The 21769-nt window shown below is 40.1% G+C and carries 15 protein-coding genes and 1 tRNA gene; 4 read left to right on the top strand and 12 right to left on the bottom strand.

The features are described 5' to 3' along the window. The 3 genes from HMPREF1117_RS11855 to HMPREF1117_RS02650 form a co-directional block, all read right to left on the bottom strand. A partial coding sequence (locus tag HMPREF1117_RS11855; RefSeq protein ID WP_000466196.1) for an accessory Sec-dependent serine-rich glycoprotein adhesin occupies positions 1-4299 on the bottom strand: 4299 nt, incomplete at its 3' end. A gap of 824 nt (positions 4300-5123) precedes the next feature. After that, complete coding sequence (locus HMPREF1117_RS02655; protein ID WP_001025434.1) at positions 5124-6668, bottom strand: peptide chain release factor 3; 1545 nt, start codon at positions 6666-6668, stop codon at positions 5124-5126. Positions 6669-6815: 147 nt separating this feature from the next. Then, positions 6816-7502: a YwaF family protein gene (locus tag HMPREF1117_RS02650; protein ID WP_000886763.1), complete on the bottom strand. Its 687-nt coding sequence runs from the start codon at positions 7500-7502 to the stop codon at positions 6816-6818. A gap of 165 nt (positions 7503-7667) precedes the next feature. On the opposite strand from HMPREF1117_RS02650, the gene gatC reads away from it, so the two are divergent. The 3 genes from gatC to gatB are packed head-to-tail and all read left to right on the top strand — an operon-like array spanning position 7668 to position 10878. Then, complete coding sequence (gene gatC, locus HMPREF1117_RS02645; protein WP_000705429.1) at positions 7668-7970, top strand: Asp-tRNA(Asn)/Glu-tRNA(Gln) amidotransferase subunit GatC; 303 nt, start codon at positions 7668-7670, stop codon at positions 7968-7970. After that, entirely contained in the window at positions 7970-9436 is a 1467-nt protein-coding gene (gene gatA, locus HMPREF1117_RS02640) for an Asp-tRNA(Asn)/Glu-tRNA(Gln) amidotransferase subunit GatA (RefSeq protein ID WP_000143704.1), read from the top strand. Before gatC ends, gatA begins: the two co-directional genes overlap by 1 nt. After that, on the top strand, positions 9436-10878 hold the full coding sequence (gatB, locus tag HMPREF1117_RS02635) for an Asp-tRNA(Asn)/Glu-tRNA(Gln) amidotransferase subunit GatB (protein ID WP_001008655.1): 1443 nt from the start codon (positions 9436-9438) through the stop codon (positions 10876-10878). Before gatA ends, gatB begins: the two co-directional genes overlap by 1 nt. 161 nt (positions 10879-11039) lie before the next feature. Here the strand turns inward: gatB and HMPREF1117_RS02630 are convergent, their stop codons facing one another. The 5 genes from HMPREF1117_RS02630 to HMPREF1117_RS02610 all read right to left on the bottom strand — a co-directional run bounded on the left by HMPREF1117_RS02630 (position 11040) and on the right by HMPREF1117_RS02610 (position 17536). Further along, positions 11040-11966 carry an ATP-binding cassette domain-containing protein gene (locus HMPREF1117_RS02630; RefSeq protein WP_001291305.1) on the bottom strand — a complete coding sequence of 309 codons (927 nt, stop codon included), beginning with the start codon at positions 11964-11966 and terminating at the stop codon, positions 11040-11042. A 10-nt stretch (positions 11967-11976) separates the two neighbouring features. Further along, a complete protein-coding gene (locus HMPREF1117_RS02625; RefSeq protein WP_000159545.1) occupies positions 11977-13044 on the bottom strand; it encodes an ABC transporter ATP-binding protein in 1068 nt (355 codons plus the stop codon). Positions 13045-13052: 8 nt separating this feature from the next. Then, a complete protein-coding gene (gene oppC, locus HMPREF1117_RS02620; RefSeq protein WP_000103705.1) occupies positions 13053-13979 on the bottom strand; it encodes an oligopeptide ABC transporter permease OppC in 927 nt (308 codons plus the stop codon). Beyond that, positions 13979-15475 (bottom strand): ABC transporter permease, encoded by a 1497-nt coding sequence (locus tag HMPREF1117_RS02615; RefSeq protein ID WP_000759911.1) that lies wholly within the window; start codon positions 15473-15475, stop codon positions 13979-13981. The genes oppC and HMPREF1117_RS02615 overlap by 1 nt, the downstream gene beginning before the upstream one ends. A gap of 66 nt (positions 15476-15541) precedes the next feature. Beyond that, positions 15542-17536: a peptide ABC transporter substrate-binding protein gene (locus tag HMPREF1117_RS02610; protein ID WP_000749586.1), complete on the bottom strand. Its 1995-nt coding sequence runs from the start codon at positions 17534-17536 to the stop codon at positions 15542-15544. Positions 17537-17692: 156 nt separating this feature from the next. Here HMPREF1117_RS02610 and HMPREF1117_RS02605 point away from each other — a divergent pair. Then, positions 17693-17763: transfer RNA gene (locus HMPREF1117_RS02605), tRNA-Cys, on the top strand. 215 nt (positions 17764-17978) lie between these two features. Here the strand turns inward: HMPREF1117_RS02605 and HMPREF1117_RS02600 are convergent. From HMPREF1117_RS02600 to murA, 4 genes are all read right to left on the bottom strand, one after another. Further along, on the bottom strand, positions 17979-19310 hold the full coding sequence (locus HMPREF1117_RS02600; protein ID WP_000390017.1) for a hemolysin family protein: 1332 nt from the start codon (positions 19308-19310) through the stop codon (positions 17979-17981). 130 nt (positions 19311-19440) lie between these two features. Continuing rightward, positions 19441-20265, bottom strand: coding sequence for a DNA/RNA non-specific endonuclease (locus tag HMPREF1117_RS02595; protein ID WP_000358997.1), 825 nt, complete (start codon positions 20263-20265; stop codon positions 19441-19443). A gap of 38 nt (positions 20266-20303) precedes the next feature. Next, positions 20304-20492: a DNA-directed RNA polymerase subunit beta gene (locus HMPREF1117_RS02590; protein ID WP_001039245.1), complete on the bottom strand. Its 189-nt coding sequence runs from the start codon at positions 20490-20492 to the stop codon at positions 20304-20306. Continuing rightward, positions 20485-21768 (bottom strand): UDP-N-acetylglucosamine 1-carboxyvinyltransferase, encoded by a 1284-nt coding sequence (murA, locus tag HMPREF1117_RS02585; RefSeq protein ID WP_000411898.1) that lies wholly within the window; start codon positions 21766-21768, stop codon positions 20485-20487. The genes HMPREF1117_RS02590 and murA overlap by 8 nt, the downstream gene beginning before the upstream one ends. Position 21769 lies beyond the last annotated feature (1 nt).

The following is a 21769-nucleotide window of genomic DNA, read 5'->3' as shown; positions in this document are numbered from 1 at the left end:
TGCGCTTGTGCTTGCTGAAGCTGATGCACTTGTGCTTGCTGAGGCCGACGCACGTGTGCTTGCTGAAGCTGACGCGCTTGTCGATGCTGAGGCCGACGCGCTTGTTGATGCAGACTGGCTCGCACGTGTGCTTGCTGAAGCTGACGCCGATGTGCTTGCTGATTGACTGGCACTTGTCGATGCCGATGCCGACGCGCTTGTGCTTGCTGACACTGATGCACGGTAATCTGAATCTGATATATTTGGCGTTACCGTATTTACCGTTCCATCTTTATAAGTGATGGTCACTGTTCCATTTTCTGCAATAGAATAACTGCTGATACGGTTGGCAGTCTCTGGATTTGCTGCTTTCACAGCCGCCAAGATTTTATCTTTCTCACGCTGGTTCAGAGCGTTAGGATGTTCAACTTGGAAAACTTCTGACGGCTTAACACCAGGGAATCTTTCATTCAATTTACCTTGAGCAACAACTACTGTCGGAGTGCGTGCTTCGTTATCAGACAAGTCTACAACTTTGGTCCCAAGATTCCATTTATTTGTATCAGCATATTTCTGATTAGGATTATAAGTCGCTGTATACTCTAAAGTAGCTGGAGCATTCGTCGGTGTATTCTTGAATCCTGGCGCACCATCATTCGAAGAATATCCATTTTGGAATATTCTAGTTTTATCAGAAATACCATCATAAAGCTTCAGTTCTTTGATTTTGCCACTATTATCTGAACCTTTTAAGACAACTTTAACTTCATCTCCTGCAAAAATCTCGTATCCACTCGTACCAGGACGGACATTATTTTTCGGAGAAAGTTTTTCCCACTTACCATTATTCTTGACATAGATTTCAAATTCAGGATTTGGATTTACATTTTCTTTAGTAATGGTCTTAGTAGTTGTGGCAGAAGTAAGGGTCTCTGTTCTTCCAGAAGTCGTTACAACTTTCTCTTGTTTAACCGTTACATTTCCTGTAGGTAAGAGTCCATTATTGGCATCCGTAACGCCTTTCAAATCAGACGGTTCAAATGTCAGACTTGTTCCTGTTGCTTGTTTTTTAACTGTTTGACCTGCAATCGTTAAAGTGACGGTTGCTCCTGGAGTTACGTTATTTACCACAATCGAACGATTTGGCAAACCACCTTTTTCAGTAACTGAATCAGATGCAATTTCAGGCGCTTGTGGATTTACTTTCACAGTAACAGGGACATTCTGTTTAACTCTGACACCTGTTGAATCTGCAGGCAGTTCTACTTCTACTTCCTTAGTAAAGACTCCTACCTCAGTGAGTGACGGAGCGCCACCAACCCAATTGAAATTAGTATTTGCCGCGTTAAAAGTTGGACTTCCCGATACTTTTGTAACTGCTTCTTTAGGATTTGCTACAGCTTGTTTATAAGCCGGATCATCTGTCTTATTTTCAGTAAAGACATAAGAACGATTTGATTCAAACTTATAGACATCATGAACAACATCAACTGTATGACTTAGTTTATTAGAGTCATTTTCCCCCATACGACCTACCGGATAGGTAAAGGTCACTTGGTAGGTATTTCTTCCTGCCTCATTTGTATTGATAGGTGAGTCAGAAACTACTTGACCATTTTTACTCCAAGCTTGGTTTGCACCACTTGGATATCCAGCAGTTCCCTCTTTATCAACATAATTATGCCAAACTGTTCCCTTATGAGGTGGTGTTCCTTGAATATCATTTACTGGACCTTTAGGCTTAATTGTCGCCAGAACTTCATAATCTACAGTAACATCTTCGCTGCCACCATTAGGATATTCGATATGGGCAATAGCTTGTTTAGAGCCTGTCTCTGACGTACTAATTCCTGCCCCTTGTTTCCAAGTGATATTTGTTCCAGTAGGGAATTCTTTACCGTTAGCACGCTGGATAAAGTTACTTGCAGTTTCCAAGTCGCTCGCCTGTTCACCAATATAGGTATAAACTTTAGGAACTTTGGCAATTGGATTGTATTTTTCTAAGGTAGCATTGATAGTACTTGTGGTACCATCACGATAGGTCACTGTGATCGTACCATTTGTTGAGACTTCTATTTTAGCTCTAGTGCCTGGGAAGGTTAAAACGGTACCATTTGCGTCCGAAGTTACTTGTGGGGTTATTCCTCTTTTAGCAAGGTCTTGATTAGATAGTAAATTACGGTTATTTGCTGGATTATTAATAAAGTTATTATAAACTTCTGCAATTTCTTGCGGTGTTAAATGCTCCAAATCCTTAACTTGAACAACATCTCCACTTTGAACATCATGACGCTCGTTGAATCCCTTGATAGTATAGGTAAGAGTAGCCTCAGAGGATTTATTTCCCCAATCAACTGCACCAATACTATAGCTATAGGTTTTTCCTACTTCAGCGGATGCCTCACCGTTACCTACAGTACCCGATATACCCGTTCCAATATCTTTAATTTCCTTTGTTTGATTTAACCATGGGCTTCCAGTACTAGGAACGTAAGGATTATATCTCGGATTAGGTCGATTTATTTCTTGACCCATCAATTGTCCGCCATAAGTGACTCCAGGAATAGCATCCTGCTTGATAATTCCATATTGGCGGATACTAGCTCCATTTTTTAAAATAGGAAGATTATGAACGAAATAATCATCATTATAAACATCAAAATGAGTTCCATTATTATTCTGGATAATTGGACCTGATTTACTCACAGAAGGTGGGGGTGTCGGTTTTGATGCAGTATACCCTGTTGCAACACTTCCATGTTGTACAGTTGAAGCATTCCCTGGGGTATTTTTCCCGATTGGGGCTGAGCTGACCTGCACCTGCATATCAGCCTCTGCAGTCGGCACATTGTTATCGTATTTAACTCTGACTTCAATCCTACCACTTAAGTTTCTATTTTGTCCATGTCTGTAATTATAAACAATTTCGGAACCCTGAGTGTAGGTTTTCTCCATAGAGTTGCCATTAAATGTTGCACTTTGGACATGACCTCCTCGGCCGACATTTATCTTAACACCAACATTGTGCAAAGCACTACTCGCCTGAACATTCATGGTGTACGTTGCGATACCAGTAGCCTTATCAAAAGTAGCACCTGGACTACTTACCTCCATACGCCCGTCATTCTGAGAAGGAGCCCAACTTGCACGAAGGGAAGCATCGCGCAACATGGCTTGACCATTACGGGCATCACGCGCACCTGATTGCGCTCTCAAAACAGCATTGACAATAGAATTACGAGCTTGAGTCGCTTTTTGCACCACTGCTGTCAAATCACTAGTTGGATCAGCCAAGGCTTTTTCAATGTCAGTTACCGCAGAGTTGACCTTAGTGATAGCAGAGTCAGTATTTGGTAACCCAACAGCTTTAGCTAGATACTCACCCATCTCAGCTGAAAGTTTTGTCAACTTCTTACGATTTTCATCATTTTGTTTAGCAGAAACTTCGGAAGTCGCAATAGCTCCAGCGGTCACACCGACTAAGCTGGTTACATCAGATCCTGATGTAACCAAATTCGACTCAATGCCAGCAGGTTTTAAAATAGAAAAATCAAGTTTACTTGCTTGTGATTCCTTAAAGTCAGATGATTTCTTCTCAGTTTGAGAGTTGGCAGTTGTTTCTTCATTCGAAACACTAGTAGAGTTTGATGTACTACTTGTTTGACTAGCAGAGTTTTTCTTATCCGATGAATTACTTAGAGAATTCGTAGATGAATGACTAGTTGATGAGCTACCCGATACACTGGTACTTGCTGAAGTTGAAGCGCTAGTACTTGCTGAAGCCGATGCGCTAGTGCTTGCTGAGGCCGATGCGCTAGTGCTTGCTGAAGCCGATGCGCTGGTACTTGCTGAAGTGCTTAGAGAGGTGCTAGTTGAAGAACTAATAGAAATAGAGTCTGAGACTGAAGCACTTTCACTCACAGAACGAGATAAGCTACTAGAGTTTTCAGAATTGCTAGTAGATGTCGTACCCAAAACTACCGTATCATTGGTAACCAACAAATCTGGATTTTCTAGAGTCTTCTCAACAGCTACCGTATCATTGGCAAAAACCTTTGTTTGAGTTGCGGCAGTTCCACCTAAAACAGCCCCCGTGGCAGCAAGTCCCTTTATAATATCTAGACCTGTAATAGAAGGATTGACCTTATCTTCTACTACTTCCGTCATAACTTGGCTAGTATCAACCCCACCTCGTAAGACTCTAAACAAACCAAAAAGAGAGGTTGAAGCACGCAACCAGTGTTTTCCTGATTTAATTAATTTGAACCGAGTCACACGGTCTGTCTCTCTATATTCCCCATTCTGACGTCTAAAAAACATGTTTTACCCTTTCGTTACATACCAAAAGTGGACAATCCACCTTATTTTAATCATACTCTTACAGTATACCCCAAGTGCAAACGCTAGTCAAGACATTTGATATATTTTTCATATAATATTATCGTTCAAATATTTTGAAACATCGACCATTTATAAGCTCTCTATCAATATCTAATAGCTAGGTATAAAAAGTCTCAAAAAACTTTTTAAAATATATATAACTAAATTTATTTTAGTTGTAAAAAGTATATAACATTCGGATTTTCAATATATTATATAAACAAAATATAAAAAATTGACTATTCATGTTTCATTGATTATTCATAATCTAATGCAAAAATACTATCTAGGTAGATCTTATGACAATAGATTTTCATAAAAAATCGTTCGAAATAAATCGATTCTCCTCTGCCACTCCTATCAAAAATGCCCACGATTAGGTGATAATCGTAGACATTCTATTGATCTTTTTCTAGATAGCTAGGCTATTTTTCAATTTATTCAGTTAGTAAGGCAGTTAGCTAGGCTACTTCCTTTCTGTTACGACGGAAAAATCCACGAATCTATAATATTCGTGGACTTTTCCTAGTGAAGCGTTTAGGTAAACCGATTTTTACACCACGACACGGAGTTTGGCAAACCGATTCCATTTGCCAAACGTAGTTAGTAAGGCAGTTAGCTAGACTGCTCACTACCAGTTACGACGTAAAGTTTTACGAATCGATATTATTCGTAAAACTTTACTAGTGGAGCGCCTAGCCAAGTTCCATAGAAACTTGGCGTTAGTTACTTAGATTGTTACACAATCAAGTAACTTTGGCGATCTACATCTTCTCTTCCAACTCTACGTCTGGATACTTGTCCGCAAACCAGCGAAGGGCAAAGTCATTTTCAAAGAGGAAGACTGGTTGGTCAAAGCGGTCTTTGGCCAAGATATTTCGACTCGACGACATGCGTTCATCTAAGTCCTCTGGCTTAATCCAACGAACGGTCTTTTTACCCATTGGGCTCATGACAACTTCTGCATTGTACTCACCTTCCATACGGTGCTTAAAGACTTCAAACTGAAGTTGACCGACTGCTCCTAGCATGTACTCACCTGTTTGGTAATTCTTGTAAAGCTGGATGGCTCCTTCTTGTACCAATTGCTCAATTCCCTTGTGGAAGGATTTCTGCTTCATGACATTCTTAGCAGATACTTTCATGAAAATCTCAGGCGTAAAGGTTGGTAGGGGTTCGAATTCAAACTTGTTTTTTCCAACTGTCAAAGTGTCCCCAACCTGATAAGTACCTGTATCGTAAACCCCGATAATATCTCCAGCTACTGCATTGGTCACATTCTCACGACTCTCTGCCATAAACTGGGTAACATTAGACAGTTTAGCACCCTTACCAGTACGAGGCAGGTTGACACTCATACCGCGCTCAAATTCGCCTGATACGATACGGACAAAGGCGATACGGTCACGGTGACGAGGATCCATGTTGGCTTGGATTTTAAAGACAAATCCTGAGAAATCCTTGTCATAAGGATCCACAATTTCACCGTCTGTTTTCTTGTGACCATGTGGTTCTGGAGCAAACTTAAGGAAGGTTTCAAGGAAGGTCTGCACACCAAAGTTTGTAAGGGCTGACCCAAAGAAGACAGGTGTCAAATCACCTGCAAGGATTGCTTCCTCTGAAAACTCATTTCCAGCTTCATTTAAAAGTTCAATATCATCCTTGACTTGCTCGTAGAAAGGATTGCTTCCAAAAAGCTTATCTCCATCTTCTAAGCTAGCAAAACGCTCATCCCCTTTATAGAGTTCCAAGCGTTGGTTATAAAGGTCATATAAACCCTCAAAAGCTTTCCCCATCCCGATAGGCCAGTTCATAGGATAGCTAGCAATACCCAAGACTTCTTCCAACTCTTGCAAGAGGTCTAGTGGTTCACGACCGTCACGGTCAAGCTTGTTCATAAAGGTAAAGACTGGAATACCACGGTGTTTCACAACCTCAAACAATTTCTTGGTTTGGGCCTCAATACCTTTGGCAGAGTCCACGACCATAACAGCAGCATCTACCGCCATCAAGGTACGATAGGTATCTTCTGAGAAGTCCTCGTGCCCTGGGGTATCTAGGATATTGACTCGTTTGCCGTCGTAGTCAAATTGCATAACAGATGAAGTAACCGAAATCCCACGTTGCTTCTCGATATCCATCCAGTCGGACTTGGCAAAAGTTCCTGTTTTCTTCCCTTTTACCGTACCGGCCTCACGAATTTCTCCCCCAAAGTAGAGCAACTGCTCAGTGATGGTCGTTTTACCCGCGTCCGGGTGGGAGATGATAGCAAAGGTACGACGTTTCTTAATTTCTTCTTGAATATTCATAAGTTCTCTTTCTTTTAAATCTATTTTTATCTGTTTTAATAGCTGAGAATGATTTTTACATTGGATTTTACCATTCCTTTCAACACTCCATTATATCGAAAATCTATAAGTTTTTCAATCCAACATCCAAGGAAACATCAGACAAGATTACAGACTCAGCTCACTCTTCATTCGCCATCTTTTCTTGAACACTATATCAAAGAGAAGCAAGGCTAAAGAAAGTATAACTGAAACAAGAAAATACTTAATCCATAATGGTGCAGTAGGAATAAAAGGAGTCTTATTTAATAAACCGTAATTCCCACCTGTTACCTGATTAACCCCAACAAGGAAGAGGTTTAAAATAAAGGTGTAGACGATTATTTTATACTTTTTCAATAAGGTTTTATCATAGTGATTCATCAGATAAACCAAGGAATTGATCAAAAGAGCATAGTGCCCAATTAAGAAGGAAAAGCTAGTAATATGCGGAAAATCGTAGGGATCAAAAACGGGATAAAGTAAGGCAAATACTGCACCGCTAGCTCCTAAAAGAGCAAAATACTGCTTGCTTTTCCATTTGTCAGGCAAGAAAACAACCGCGAACATAGCCAACCGGCAATGATAGAAAGGAAGACTGTTTGAAAACGGAATTTGAAAACCAATATACCAGCTATAGAGGGCCAATAGTTGAAGAATCTGAATCCCCTTAAAAAGCTTCACAAATCGTGGATTTTTATAATATGTCAGCGAACTGTAAATAGACAACACTAAGCTGAGAACCATAACCCCATACCAAAAAAAGGATATGGGAGGTGGAGTTGTCTGCGTTCTGGTAATCAATTGATCTAACATTTTTCTATTCTAAATCCTATTCTTTCAACTATCTAGTTTAACCATTATAGCGAATTAGCAACGATTTTTCAATTTCTATTTCTTTTCAGTTTGGCTCCCTTATTTATAGGAAAATATGGTAAAATAGAACAGACTAAAAATCATCATTTCACGAAAGGATGCAAGATGAAAATTACGCAAGAAGAGGTAACACACGTTGCCAATCTCTCAAAATTAAGATTCTCTGAAGAAGAAACTGCTGCCTTTGCGACTACCTTGTCTAAGATTGTTGACATGGTTGAATTGCTGGGCGAAGTTGACACAACTGGTGTCTCACCAACGACTACTATGGCTGACCGCAAGACTGTACTCCGCCCTGATGTGGCAGAAGAAGGAACTGACCGTGATCGCTTGTTTAAAAACGTACCTGAAAAAGACAACTACTATATCAAGGTACCAGCTATCCTAGACGATGGAGGAGATGCCTAATGACTTTTAATAACAAAACTATTGAAGACTTGCACAATCTCCTTGTTTCTAAGGAAATTTCTGCGACTGAATTAACCCAAGCAACACTTGAAGATATCAAATCTCGCGAGACAGCTATCAACGCTTTTGTTACCATCGCTGAGGAGAAGGCTCTTGCTCAAGCCAAAGTCATTGATGAGGCAGGGATTGACGCTGATAATATCCTTTCAGGAATCCCACTTGCAGTTAAGGATAACATTTCTACAGATGGTATCCTCACAACTGCAGCCTCAAAAATGCTCTACAACTATGAGCCAATCTTTGATGCAACAGCCGTTGCTAATGCCAAAGCCAAGGGTATGATTGTCGTCGGAAAGACCAACATGGACGAATTTGCCATGGGTGGTTCAGGTGAAACTTCACACTACGGAGCAACTAAAAACGCTTGGGACCACAGCAAGGTTCCTGGTGGCTCGTCTAGTGGTTCTGCCGCAGCTGTAGCGTCAGGCCAAGTCCGCTTGTCACTTGGTTCTGATACTGGTGGCTCTATCCGCCAACCTGCTGCCTTCAATGGGATTGTTGGTCTCAAACCAACCTACGGAACAGTTTCACGTTTCGGTCTCATTGCCTTTGGTAGTTCATTAGACCAGATTGGACCTTTTGCACCAACGGTTAAGGAAAATGCCCTCTTACTCAATGCGATTGCCAGCGAAGATGCCAAAGACTCTACTTCTGCTCCCGTCCGCATTGCCGACTTTACTTCAAAAATCGGACAAGACATCAAGGGCATGAAAATCGCTTTGCCTAAGGAATACCTTGGAGAAGGGATTGATCCAGAGGTTAAAGAAACTATCCTTAATGCCGCTAAACACTTTGAAAAACTGGGTGCTAAAGTTGAAGAAGTCAGCCTTCCTCACTCTAAATACGGTGTTGCCGTTTACTACATCATCGCTTCATCTGAAGCTTCATCAAACTTGCAACGCTTTGATGGTATCCGTTACGGCTACCGCGCAGAGGATGCGACCAACCTTGATGAAATCTATGTAAACAGCCGTAGCCAAGGTTTCGGTGAAGAAGTGAAACGCCGTATCATGCTTGGTACTTTCAGCCTTTCATCAGGTTACTACGATGCCTACTACAAGAAGGCTGGACAAGTCCGTACCCTCATCATCCAAGATTTCGAAAAAGTCTTTGCAGACTATGATTTGATCTTAGGTCCAACTGCTCCAAGTGTAGCCTATGACTTAGATTCACTCAGCCATGATCCAGTTGCAATGTACCTGGCTGACCTTTTGACAATCCCTGTCAACTTAGCTGGACTTCCAGGAATTTCTATCCCTGCTGGATTTGTTCAAGGTCTTCCAGTAGGATTGCAATTAATCGGTCCTAAGTACTCTGAGGAAACCATTTACCAAGCTGCTGCTGCCTTTGAAGCAACAACAGATTACCACAAACAACAACCCGTGATTTTTGGAGGTGACAACTAATGAACTTTGAAACAGTCATCGGACTTGAAGTCCACGTAGAGCTCAACACCAATTCAAAAATCTTCTCACCTACTTCTGCCCACTTTGGAAACGACCAAAATGCCAACACTAACGTGATTGACTGGTCTTTCCCAGGAGTTCTACCAGTTCTCAATAAAGGGGTGGTCGATGCTGGTATCAAAGCTGCTCTTGCCCTAAACATGGACATCCACAAAAAAATGCACTTCGACCGCAAGAACTACTTCTACCCTGATAACCCAAAGGCATACCAAATTTCTCAGTTTGATGAACCAATCGGCTATAATGGTTGGATTGAAGTAGAGCTAGAGGACGGTACGACCAAGAAAATCGGTATCGAACGTGCTCACTTGGAAGAAGATGCAGGTAAGAACACCCATGGTACAGATGGTTACTCTTATGTTGACCTCAACCGTCAAGGTGTGCCATTGATTGAGATTGTATCTGAAGCGGACATGCGTTCACCAGAAGAAGCCTATGCTTATCTAACAGCCCTCAAGGAAGTCATCCAGTACGCTGGTATTTCTGACGTTAAGATGGAAGAAGGTTCTATGCGTGTGGATGCCAATATCTCTCTTCGTCCTTATGGTCAAGAGAAATTCGGTACCAAGACTGAGTTGAAAAACCTCAACTCCTTCTCAAATGTCCGTAAAGGGCTTGAATACGAAGTTCAACGTCAAGCTGAAATCCTACGCTCAGGTGGTCAAATCCGCCAGGAAACACGCCGTTATGATGAAGCCAACAAGGCAACCATCCTCATGCGTGTCAAGGAAGGTGCTGCAGACTACCGCTACTTCCCAGAGCCAGACTTACCCCTCTTTGAAATTTCAGACGAGTGGATTGAGGAAATGCGAACAGAGTTGCCAGAGTTTCCGAAAGAACGCCGTGCTCGCTATGTATCTGACCTTGGCTTGTCAGACTACGATGCCAGCCAGTTAACTGCAAATAAAGTCACTTCTGACTTCTTTGAGAAAGCTGTTGCCCTAGGCGGTGATGCCAAACAAGTTTCTAACTGGCTCCAAGGGGAAGTCGCTCAATTCTTGAATGCTGAAGGTAAGACACTTGAACAAATCGAATTGACACCAGAAAACTTGGTTGAAATGATTGCTATTATCGAAGATGGCACTATCTCTTCTAAAATCGCTAAGAAAGTCTTTGTCCACCTGGCTAAAAATGGTGGCGGCGCGCGTGAATACGTAGAAAAAGCAGGTATGGTTCAAATCTCAGATCCAGCTGTCTTGATTCCAATCATTCACCAGGTCTTTGCGGATAACGAAGCTGCTGTTGCCGACTTCAAGTCAGGCAAACGTAACGCAGACAAGGCTTTCACAGGATTCCTTATGAAAGCAACCAAAGGCCAAGCCAACCCACAAGTGGCCCTTAAACTACTTGCACAGGAATTAGCTAAATTAAAAGAAAACTAAACAGTACTATAAAAACCATCTAAAGTCCTATTCTCAAGGGCTGCATTAGATGGTTTTTTCTACTTTTCAAATTATGAGTTTCCTATCAACTATAGTTGCCAAAGGTCAAAAAAAGGTTTATAATTCCCAGAAAAATTTTCTTGGAAATTATAAAACCATAATTAGCGTATATCTTGTTTATAGCGATTCAATTCTGCTTGGTTAGCCCACACATAGTGACCTGGACGGATTTCTACCATAGATGGTTTATCAGTTTCATAGTCATGTTGACCTGGATCATAAACTTTTAAGACTTTCTTACGTTCCAAAATCGGATCTGGAATTGGTACTGCTGAAAGTAAGGCTTGTGTGTATGGGTGAATTGGATTATTGAACAATTCTTCCGTTTCTGCAACTTCCACAATCACACCCTTGTAGATAACCGCAATACGATCTGAGATGAAGCGAACCACAGACAAATCATGGGCGATGAAGAGATAAGTCAAACCAAGTTCTTTTTGGAATTTCTTAAGCAAGTTTAAAACTTGAGCACGAACAGAAACGTCCAAGGCTGAAATCGGTTCGTCTGCAATAACAAAATCTGGTTGCATAACTAAAGCACGGGCAATACCAATACGTTGACGTTGCCCACCTGAGAACTCATGTGGATAACGTGTCAAATGCTCAGCCAAAAGCCCAACTTCACGAATAATATTTTGTACTTTTTCTTTCCGTTCTTCTTCATCCTTAAAGAGATGGTGATTATAAAGACCTTCAGAAATAATATAATCAACAGTCGCACGTTCATTCAAACTCGCAGCAGGGTCTTGGAAAATCATCTGGATACGACGAATCAACTCAGAAGCTTGTTCACGAGACTTCTTCCCATTGATTTTTTGACCTTCAAAAATGATATCCCCATTACTAGTATCATTTAAACCAATAATAGCCCGGCCAATGGTTGTTTTTCCACTTCCAGACTCTCCAACAAGCGAGAAAGTTTCTCCCTTGTTAATAAAGAAGTTGGCATTTTTTACGGCAACAAACTTTTTACTTCCCTCACCGAAGGAAATTTCTAAATCTTTAATTTCTACTAATTTTTCAGACATTTCCTTCCTCCTAACCTTCCAGATGGGCAAATCCCATTTTATCACGAATTTTTTCATGAAGATTTGCGATGACAGCTGGTTTTTCTACTTTTGGAGCATCCTCGTGAAGAAGCCATGTTTTTGCCCAATGAGTTTCTGAAACTGAGAATTGAGGTGCTTTTTGCTCAAAATCAATCTGCATTGCATAATTAGAACGCAAGGCAAAGGCATCCCCTTTTAACTCAGTATATAGTGATGGAGGTGTTCCTGGGATAGAATACAATTCTCCTGAATCATCAGCAAGTTGAGGTAAACTAGACAAGAGGCTCCAAGTATAAGGGTGGCGAGGGTCATAGAAGACTTCCTCAACCGTTCCATACTCAACAATTTCTCCAGCATACATTACGGCTACCTTATCAGCAATACTTGCAACTACACCAAGGTCATGGGTAATGAAAATAGTTGTAAAATGGTACTCATTTTGCAAAGATTTCAACAAATCAATGATCTGTGCTTGGATAGTCACGTCCAAGGCCGTTGTTGGCTCATCACAGATCAAAACATCAGGACGACAGGCAAGGGCAATAGCAATAACGATACGTTGACGCATACCTCCAGAATATTGGAAGGGATATTCATCAAAACGTCTTTCCGCTTCTGGAATGCCAACCTTATTCATGTAATCTATCGCCAATTCTTTTGCTTCCTTGGCTGTTTTACCTTGGTGTTTTACAATAACTTCTGTAATCTGACTACCAATTGTTTTAATTGGGTCCAAACTAGTCATTGGGTCCTGGAAGATAGTCGCAATCTTAGCACCACGAATTTGTTCCCAATCTTTGTGAGAAGATAAAGCTGTCAAATCTTGACCACGGTAGTCAATACTTCCTTGGGCAATACGACCATTTTCTTCAAGCATACCTGTGAAAGTCTTTGTCAAAACAGATTTACCTGATCCTGACTCCCCAACCAATGCCAAAACTTCACCTTCAAGCAACTCGAGAGAAACTCCGCGAATAGCTGTTAAAATTTTGTCACGAACGTCAAATTCCACGACAATATCGCGAGCAGTCAAAATTACATTTTTTTCTTTTGTCATTTCTACTCCTATCTATGTGTACGTGGATCACTAGCATCCGCTAGGTTTTGACCAACTACGAAAAGGGACAAGGATACCAAAACAAGGGTTGTTAAAGGAATCCAGAATAAGTAAGCATTGGTTGTAACGTTTTGTGAATAATCAGAAATCAAACGACCCAAACTTGGCACTGTAATCGGTAATCCAAGACCGAAGAAAGACAAGAAGGCTTCGTATGAGATAAAGCTTGGAAGCATTTGTGTCATGGTTGTCACAATAACAGATACCAATTGTGGCATGATATTCTTGGCAACAATCTTCAAGGTCGGTGTTCCCAAAGTACGTGACGCCAAGTTGTATTCCAAGTCACGGTAACGAAGGATTTGCACACGAATCATGAAGGCAATCCCAATCCATGTTGTTACACTCATGGCAAAAATCAAATTCCAGAATCCAGCACCGATTGAGTAAGTCAAGACAATGACAATCAAAAGAGAGGGAATGTTTGAGATGACGTTATAAACTTCCATCATCACACGGTCAACTGATTTTGAAATTCCCCAAATACCACCGACAAAAACACCGATAACCAAGTTAATTACTGTCGCAATCACAGAAATAAGGATAGAGTTACGAGCTCCGAACCAAACACCGTCAAAGAGTGATTTACCGTTACTGTCTGTACCGAACCAATGCTCTGCATTTGGTTTGATATAACGAGCACTAAAGTCATTTACCTTGCTGACGTCATTAAAATCAAACTTAGAAAACATTGGGTAAATGAAGCTCATCAAAATGATGGCTACCAAGATTCCCAACATAACTACAGTTGATTTTTTCTTCATAAATTGTCTAAATACTGAACCCCAGTAAGAATAGGCTGGAGCATCAATAGTTTCAGAGGCAAAATCGTCACGTTTTACGAACTGAAATTTACTTTTATCAATTGTAGACATTATTTGCCTCCTTTCTCAGTCAATTTAATACGTGGGTCAATCATGGTCATCCAAATATCTCCTAAAAGAAGAGAGAAGATAGAGATACATGTAAAGATGAAGACCAAACCAACAACCATAGAGTTGTTTGATGCTTTGACAGAGTCAATCAACATTTTACCCATACCTGGGAAGGCGAAGACTGTTTCCGTCAATGTAGCACCACCGATAACCCCGATAACGGCACCAGGGATACCTGATACCAACGGTACCATAGCATTTTTAAAGATGTGTTTGTTTGAAATTTCTTTTTCAGACAAACCTTTTGCACGAGCAAAACGAACAAAGTCCTGTGATTGCAAGTCAATCATATAACGACGAATCCAGATTGCTGTTCCAGGAGCACCTAGTAAACCAAGGATAACTGCTGGCAAGACATATGAACGCCAATCTCCCGCACCCAAGATAGGGAATGAATCTGGTAAACCAATAGAAGAACCTGCCAAGCGAACAATGTAAACCAAGGCAATGGTTGGAAGAGCCATCAAGAAGGTCAAAGCCCCTGTTGAGAAACTATCAATCCAAGTGTTCTTGAAACGAGCCATAGCTGAACCAAGTGGTACTGCAATTGCGTAGGAAATAATCAAACCAATCAAGCCGACAACTGCAGAGCTAGCAATCATAGATGGATATTGGTAGTTACTCTCAGTTGCAGTATATGGGTCATCTTTTCCATAGTTGGCAACTTCACGTGAATCAGCCTGACTAGGTGATTTATAGGTTCTAGAATAAATGTTTACAGAAGATGTTTTCTTACCTGTTGGAAATTGAACTTGTGATGTCTTAGTCTGACCTTGGCCTTGTGTAATAACCTGTAATACAGGGCTATTTGCATAAGTTGGATAAGAATCACCCAAGTTCACATTCACAAAGTTTTGGTGGACAAATGGGAATTGACTGTTAAAATACAAAAGGTATTTATGTTTGGTTCCTGAACCAACAAGCGACCATCCTACAGCAGGATCATTCTCAAAACGAAGGTAACGTTTCAAATCTGGATTTTCAGGGTCTTGAATTTTATTTGTATGATCAATCTCAATCAAATTAGCATAGAACTTGAAAACACGCTCAAAAATTGGGATTTCACGAGTAGCATAGAATTGACCACTTTCCGAGAATACTCCCAAGGTCCATCCATGACCAATTTGTTTGATGTATTTTTCGTAGATAGCCTTGTTGCTTTCGTTAGCTTCAACTGTTACAGAAGAATCCATACTACTAGCTTTTTCCTGCAATTCTTTGGTGTCGTAATACTCAATATATCCCATACGCTCATAAACCGTATTTTCATAATTATCACGTTTATCAGCAGTTGTTGCAATCTTGTTATAGTTGGTATCCTGCTTGAAAATTAACTTTCTAGGAACCAATGTATAGATAATCGTGTAAGTCAAGGTTGTTACTAAGAAGATAGAAACCAATGACCGCAGAACACGCATAAAAATATATTTTTTCATATCATTTCCTTTAAAAATCCCAAAAGAACCTTCTCCTCATGGAGAGAAAGTTCTATTGAAAATTATTTACTTCACATGTGTCGCCAATTCTTTTTGAGCTTTCTCGTTTGACTCAGTCTTTTCTTTCAACCATTTTTCACGAGCTTTTTCATACTCTTCTTTGGTAATTGCTTTTTCACCAACTTCAGTGTACTTCAAGTATCCTGAATTTTCACCTTTAAGACCGGCTACTGAATATGAAGAGCTAAATGGTAGAACTTTTGAAACATATGAAACGGCTGTTTCTTTTGGAGAAGCCATTACTGGAATTGTCAAAGCATTATCAGTCAACCAAGCTTGTGCCACCGCGTATTTTTCATAACGTTTTTGAACATCTTGGTTTTCGCTGTTTGCGTCATCGAGTAATTTTCCATAGTCAGCTAAACCAAGTTTGCTTACTACTGATGCATCTGTGTTTTGGTCAATACCAAGGTAAAGGCGAGTGCTTCCTCCCTTAAGGACGAATTGATCCAAGAAAGTAGAAGGATCTTGATAGTCAGGGTTCCATCCTAGCAAGGTATGGATATCCCAGTCTTGTTCTTTAGCTGTTGGAGCGCTAAATGAAATTGGTAAAACTTCTGCTTGAGTCATTTGTTGTAAGTCTACAACAACATTATCTGAACCCAATACTTTTTCAATTGATTGTTTCAATGATTGAACACGGTTTACAACCGCTGTTGATTCTTGGATAACCAAGGCATCCAAGTGAATTGGGAATTCAACACCTTCAGCTTGTAGGCTTGATTTTGCTTTAGCAAAGACTTCTTTCGCTTTTTCTTCATTGTAAAGTCCATTTTGAGAATCTGCTAGAGACACGTTTGACCAAGTAGAAGAATTTGTCTTAGCCAAGCTATCTTGTACCAATTCACCAAATGTTTTCTTACCAACTTGAAGATTATATGGTGCAAATGTATTACGGATGGCTACTGCAGCTCCATCAGTACCATTTGTTTGAGCTGAGTAAGAATTGCGATCGACCGCAAAGTTCAAGGCTTGACGAAATTCCTTGTTTAGCAATGCTTTCTGAGTAGATGTCTTTTGGGCATCACTTGTTTTGGCAGTGTGGTTATAGGTTGTACGGCCATAATTCAAGCTGACAGTTGCAACACCCGCTCCTGGTTCATTAAAGTAAATGTTATCTTTGAAGTCAGCTGCATATTTTTCATATGTAGAACTTGTAGGGAAGATACGAGCCTTGCTATATTGACCATCAGCAAAACCTTTAGCAATCACATCTTGGTCCTTACCATCCCAGAAAGTGAACTTAACGTTCTCAATTTTTACATTTTCTTTGTCCCAGTAAGCATCATTTTTAGCCATCTCGATAGATGATTTTGGAGTTACAGATTTTAAGACAAATGGACCGTTATAAAGAATAGAGTTAGCATCGGTTGGGGCACCAAAACCTTCCCCTTTTGAAGTTAAGAATTCTTCATTAACCGGCATCAAAACACCACTAGTGGTCTTGTCATTCCAGAAAGTTTCTGGCTGGTTCAAGGTATATTCTAGTGTTTGATCATCAAGTGCTTTTACTCCAACGGTTGAAAAATCGCTTGTTTCACCCTTGATATAGGCTTCTAATCCCTTAATAGAAGAGCTAACGATTGAAAGTCCTTTTGATTTTCCATCTACGGCGTGTTTCAAACCAGTAACGAAGTCTTTAGCAGTTACAGGAGCGTATTCTTCTCCCTCTGCTGTCACCCATTTGGCATCCTTACGGATTTTATAGGTATAAGTCAAACCATCTTTTGAAACTGTCCATGATTCAGCAATAGAAGGAACCAGGTTACCATATTTATCATTAGCCAACAATCCATCAACTGCATTTGTTGTAATAAAAGATGTTGAGTCAACATTACTAACAACATAGTCTAATGTTTCTGGATCTGTTTGATAAACATATTGATAATCTTTTGCGAGTTTAGCATTATTTGAAGATGTATTTGAACTTGAGCACGCAACGAGTACTCCTGATGCTAACAAAACGGCTCCTGATACAGCAAGCACTTGACTTTTTTTCATTTCTTAACTCCTCTTATAAAGTATAGATCATCATTAATTATATCATAGATTTCAAAAAAAGTAAACGAATTTTCAGAATATTTAGGCTTATTCCCACAAAAATTAAAAAAAGCTATTGACTGAATTTCATTTTCAAGGTATAATAGTAAAAGTTATGGCGGTATAGCCAAGTGGTAAGGCACGGCTCTGCAAAAGCTTGATCGTCGGTTCAAATCCGTCTACCGCCTTTTTAAAAGCAATTTATAGGAATTTATCCGAAAAGAAAGCCCAATTTTACGGGTTTTTTTGTTTTTATCTGTGGTTTAATAACTACAAATAAGAAAAAGTTATGGGGCGAGTTAGAGATCTGTATAGTCCATAACAAGGAGTTGTCAATCAATCATTTTAAAACTGATTATAAAACTAAAAAAGCCTTGTCGTACATTGCGACAAAAGCCTCCATTTAGTCTATTTCTTCTTCTAATTCAAGTTCAGTGATTTGTACTTTTACCTTGGTAACACGTCCATTCTTCACCTTATCATTTGTTAGATTCAACTGCTTATTTTTACTAAGCAACTCATAACTCAATTTTTCGTTACTTGGTATTGTTCCAACGCCTGTTAAGTAAAAACCTGCAATTGTATCAACGTCGTCACTATCTAGTTCGACATCAAAATAATCATTAAAGTCATTTAAGGTCATTGTCCCTTGGACGATGTAAGTATTCTCACCTATCGTATGAACATAGACTTCAGCTCGGTCCGTTTCGTCATCTATTTCACCAACGATTTCCTCTAGAAGATCTTCTAGTGTCACCAATCCAGCCATTCCTCCGTACTCATCAAGAAGGATTGCCATTTGTCTCTGACTATTACGAAGCTCTTTTAACAAATCATCTACAAAGATCGTTTCAGGAACAAAGAGGGGGTCTTGTAAAATTCTTTTCCAGACAATGTTGTCAAACCCATCATCATAGGCCGCCTTAAGAAGACTCTTAGTATGAATTAATCCAATGACATTGTCCTTATCACCATCATAAACTGGAATACGAGAAAAATTTTGTTTCAAAATACTTTGAATAATGGTTTGAGTATCATCTTGAATATCCACCATAAAAGCATCTGTACGTGGGACCATCACTTCTCTAGCCATGAGTTCATCAAGTGAAAAAATCCCCTGCAACATCTCAATTTCATCTGCATCTAGTGTTTCTTCACTGTTTGTCAGCATGTACTCAATTTCATCCCGAGTCATCTTTTCATCAGCATCGTCAAATGTCATCGGTGTTAATCGACTCAAGAGATTCGTTGATGCAGATAGAAGCCAGACAAAAGGACTAACAATTTTACCTAGAGCAATGATGACCGGTGCTGTACGAATAGCCAAAGCATCTTTTAAATTTAAAGCAATTCTCTTTGGATACAATTCTCCAAAAACGATGGAAATATAGGTCAAAAATGCTAGTGATAGAAAACTTGCGATAGCATAGGCTGTTTCGCTATTGCCGATCCAAAATGCAATTTCCCGTCCAAGTGTTTCTGCTAAACTAGCCCCTGACAAGATGGTAATCAACGTAATCCCTACTTGAATAGTGGATAAAAAATGATTTGGATTTTCCAGCACTTTAAGTAAGCGGATATAGCGTTTATCCCCTTCTTCTGCTTTTTGTTCAACACGTGATCGGTTTAGAGAAACCATCGCCATTTCTGTAGCTGAGAAAAAAGCATTGAGTAGGGTCAAGATAAACAATAATACAAATTGTAGCAACAAATTCTGACTGCTTGGGTCTTCCATGGTTCTTCTCCTAAAATAGTAACTTATTTTCCATTATATCACAAAAAATCTGAGGATACTCATTATTTATTTTATTGAACAAAAAAGCCCTCTATCATTAGCTGACAGGGGGCTTTAATTGATTTCTTGTCTATTGGGTAAGTGTCACTTCCCCAGTTCGATAATTCAATTGCAGTCCTTTTTGGACATTTGGGACTAGAACATTGAACTCTAATTCACCATCAGAAGATTTGGCTTCAATTTGAGAAGCTGACGGTACCAAATCCTCATTTGAAGCGTAGTAAAGAGTGACACGATAGCGAACTCGTTTATTTTGGTCTAAGGCTTTTCGTACCATACTTTCATAATAGTTTTGACCTGTCGAATCTTCAGCTTGAGCCTGATTGGCCCAGGCCGTTTGAACGGCTATATTTTTAGGATTGCTGGTTGAGGCATCAAAACCATCTAAACCACCAATTAAGGCATAACCCAATAAGTGTCCTCTATCAACTGCGTGCGTATAGGAACCTTTTAAATTTTTGACCTGATGCCAACCTGGAGGTGTCCAAGATGTTGATCCATTTCCTGTTTCTTCACGATTTTTATACTGACGAGTGGCCTTTGATAAAAGGGCATTGGCTACAGTTGGCACTGTTTCCTTACCGACCAGTTTCGTTTTATTATCCGCATAAGGTTTACTAGAAACTTTAGCATCTAGATTTGTTTTATTACCATTGACGATAAAAGCACCTGATCCATTCCACTCAAGACTCCCTTTTATTTGACTCTTGACTGCGTCTGTTAAGATACTCTCTGCTAATTCTTGACTAGGAGCCTCAGAAGCTTGTTTTTTCTGACTAAGCTTGGTTTTAGGAGTTTGATTTCCTGTCTGTATCTGCTTAATGTAGTAACTTCCTGCAGATAAAAGTAAGAACAACAAGAATCCAATCAGAGCCTGTCTTGTTTTTTTATCCATATTTCTCCCTTCCTTTAGAAAAAGACTGGTCAGCCAGCCTAATTTCCTGTAAATTTACTCATCAATTCATGCCATTTAGCAGGAGACAAAATAGCCCAAGGATCCTGTCCCTTACCTAAAATTCCATATCCAACCATTAAACCAATTCCGAGAGCTAAAAGCCCCAAAACTAGAACAAGAATTAGTAAAAATAAACGTCGGACTACATAAGAAGTGTTTTTATTCATCGTCATCAGTTGCCTCAATTCGCTGAATGTTTGCTCCTAGCTTAGCTAATTTCTCATGAAAATGATAGTAGCCTCTGTCAAGGTGGACTAATTTACCAACTACAGTTTCTCCCTGAGCAACCAAACCTGTTAAAATCAAAGCTGCACTAGCACGAAGATCTGTTGATAGAACTTCTGCACCCTGGAGAGGCTGACCACCTACAATGCGTGCTGTGTCACGAATAATCTCAGAATGCAAGCCCATACGTCGCATTTCTTCTAAATGTTGGAATCGATTTTCAAAGACTGTCTCTACCATAGTAGACTCACCCTTTGCTACTGTCATCAAAGCAGTAAATTGGGCCTGCATATCCGTTGGAAAACCTGGGTGTGGCAAGGTTTTTACATGAACAGCTTTCAGATTTTCTAGTTGAGAACGAACACGAATCCCTTCGTCTTCTTCAATTACTTCAACACCCATTTCAAGCATTTTTGCAATCAAGGGGCGGTTGTGTTCCCAAACGGCATCTCGAATTAACACATCACCACCAGTCATCGCTGCAGCCACCATAAAAGTACCAGCTTCAATTCGGTCTTGTACCACATGGTGAGTTGCTCCGTGAAGCTTGTCTACACCTGTAATGGTAATAGACTCAGTACCTGCACCTTTTACCTTAGCTCCCATTTCATTTAATAGAATCGCTAAATCTACAATTTCTGGCTCACGCGCAGCATTTTCAATAACTGTAGTACCATCAGCCAAGGTTGCTGCCATCATCAAGTTTTGTGTGGCACCAACACTTGGGAAATCCATATAAATATGAGCTCCATGTAAACACTCGGCCTTAGCTTCAATATAGCCAGCTGTTTGAGTAATTTGGGCACCCATTGCTTCCAATCCTTTTAGGTGAAGATCAATCGGACGACTACCAATTGTACAACCGCCTGGCATGGATACCTTAGCATGGCCTACACGAGCAAGGATGGGGCCTAGAACAACAATAGAGGCACGCATCTTGCTAACATATTTATAAGGTGCTTCTTCCGTAATTTCACCAGTCGCATCCACTTCGACTATGTGTCCTTCTTGATCGAACTTAACCTTGGTATTCAAACCAGAGACTACCTGATTCATTGTGAACACGTCTGACAAAATTGGAACATTATGCAAAATTGTCTTACCTTCACTTGCTAAAATAGTTGCAGCTAGCAAGGGTAACACTGCATTTTTTGCTCCTTCTATGGTAACACTACCGACTAGACGATTATCACCGCCTTGAACCACAATTTTTTCCATA

Origin of the sequence: Streptococcus sp. SK643 (assembly GCF_000259505.1) — a bacterium.
Lineage (GTDB): Bacteria > Bacillota > Bacilli > Lactobacillales > Streptococcaceae > Streptococcus.
This window is presented reverse-complemented; position numbering and strand designations above follow the sequence as displayed.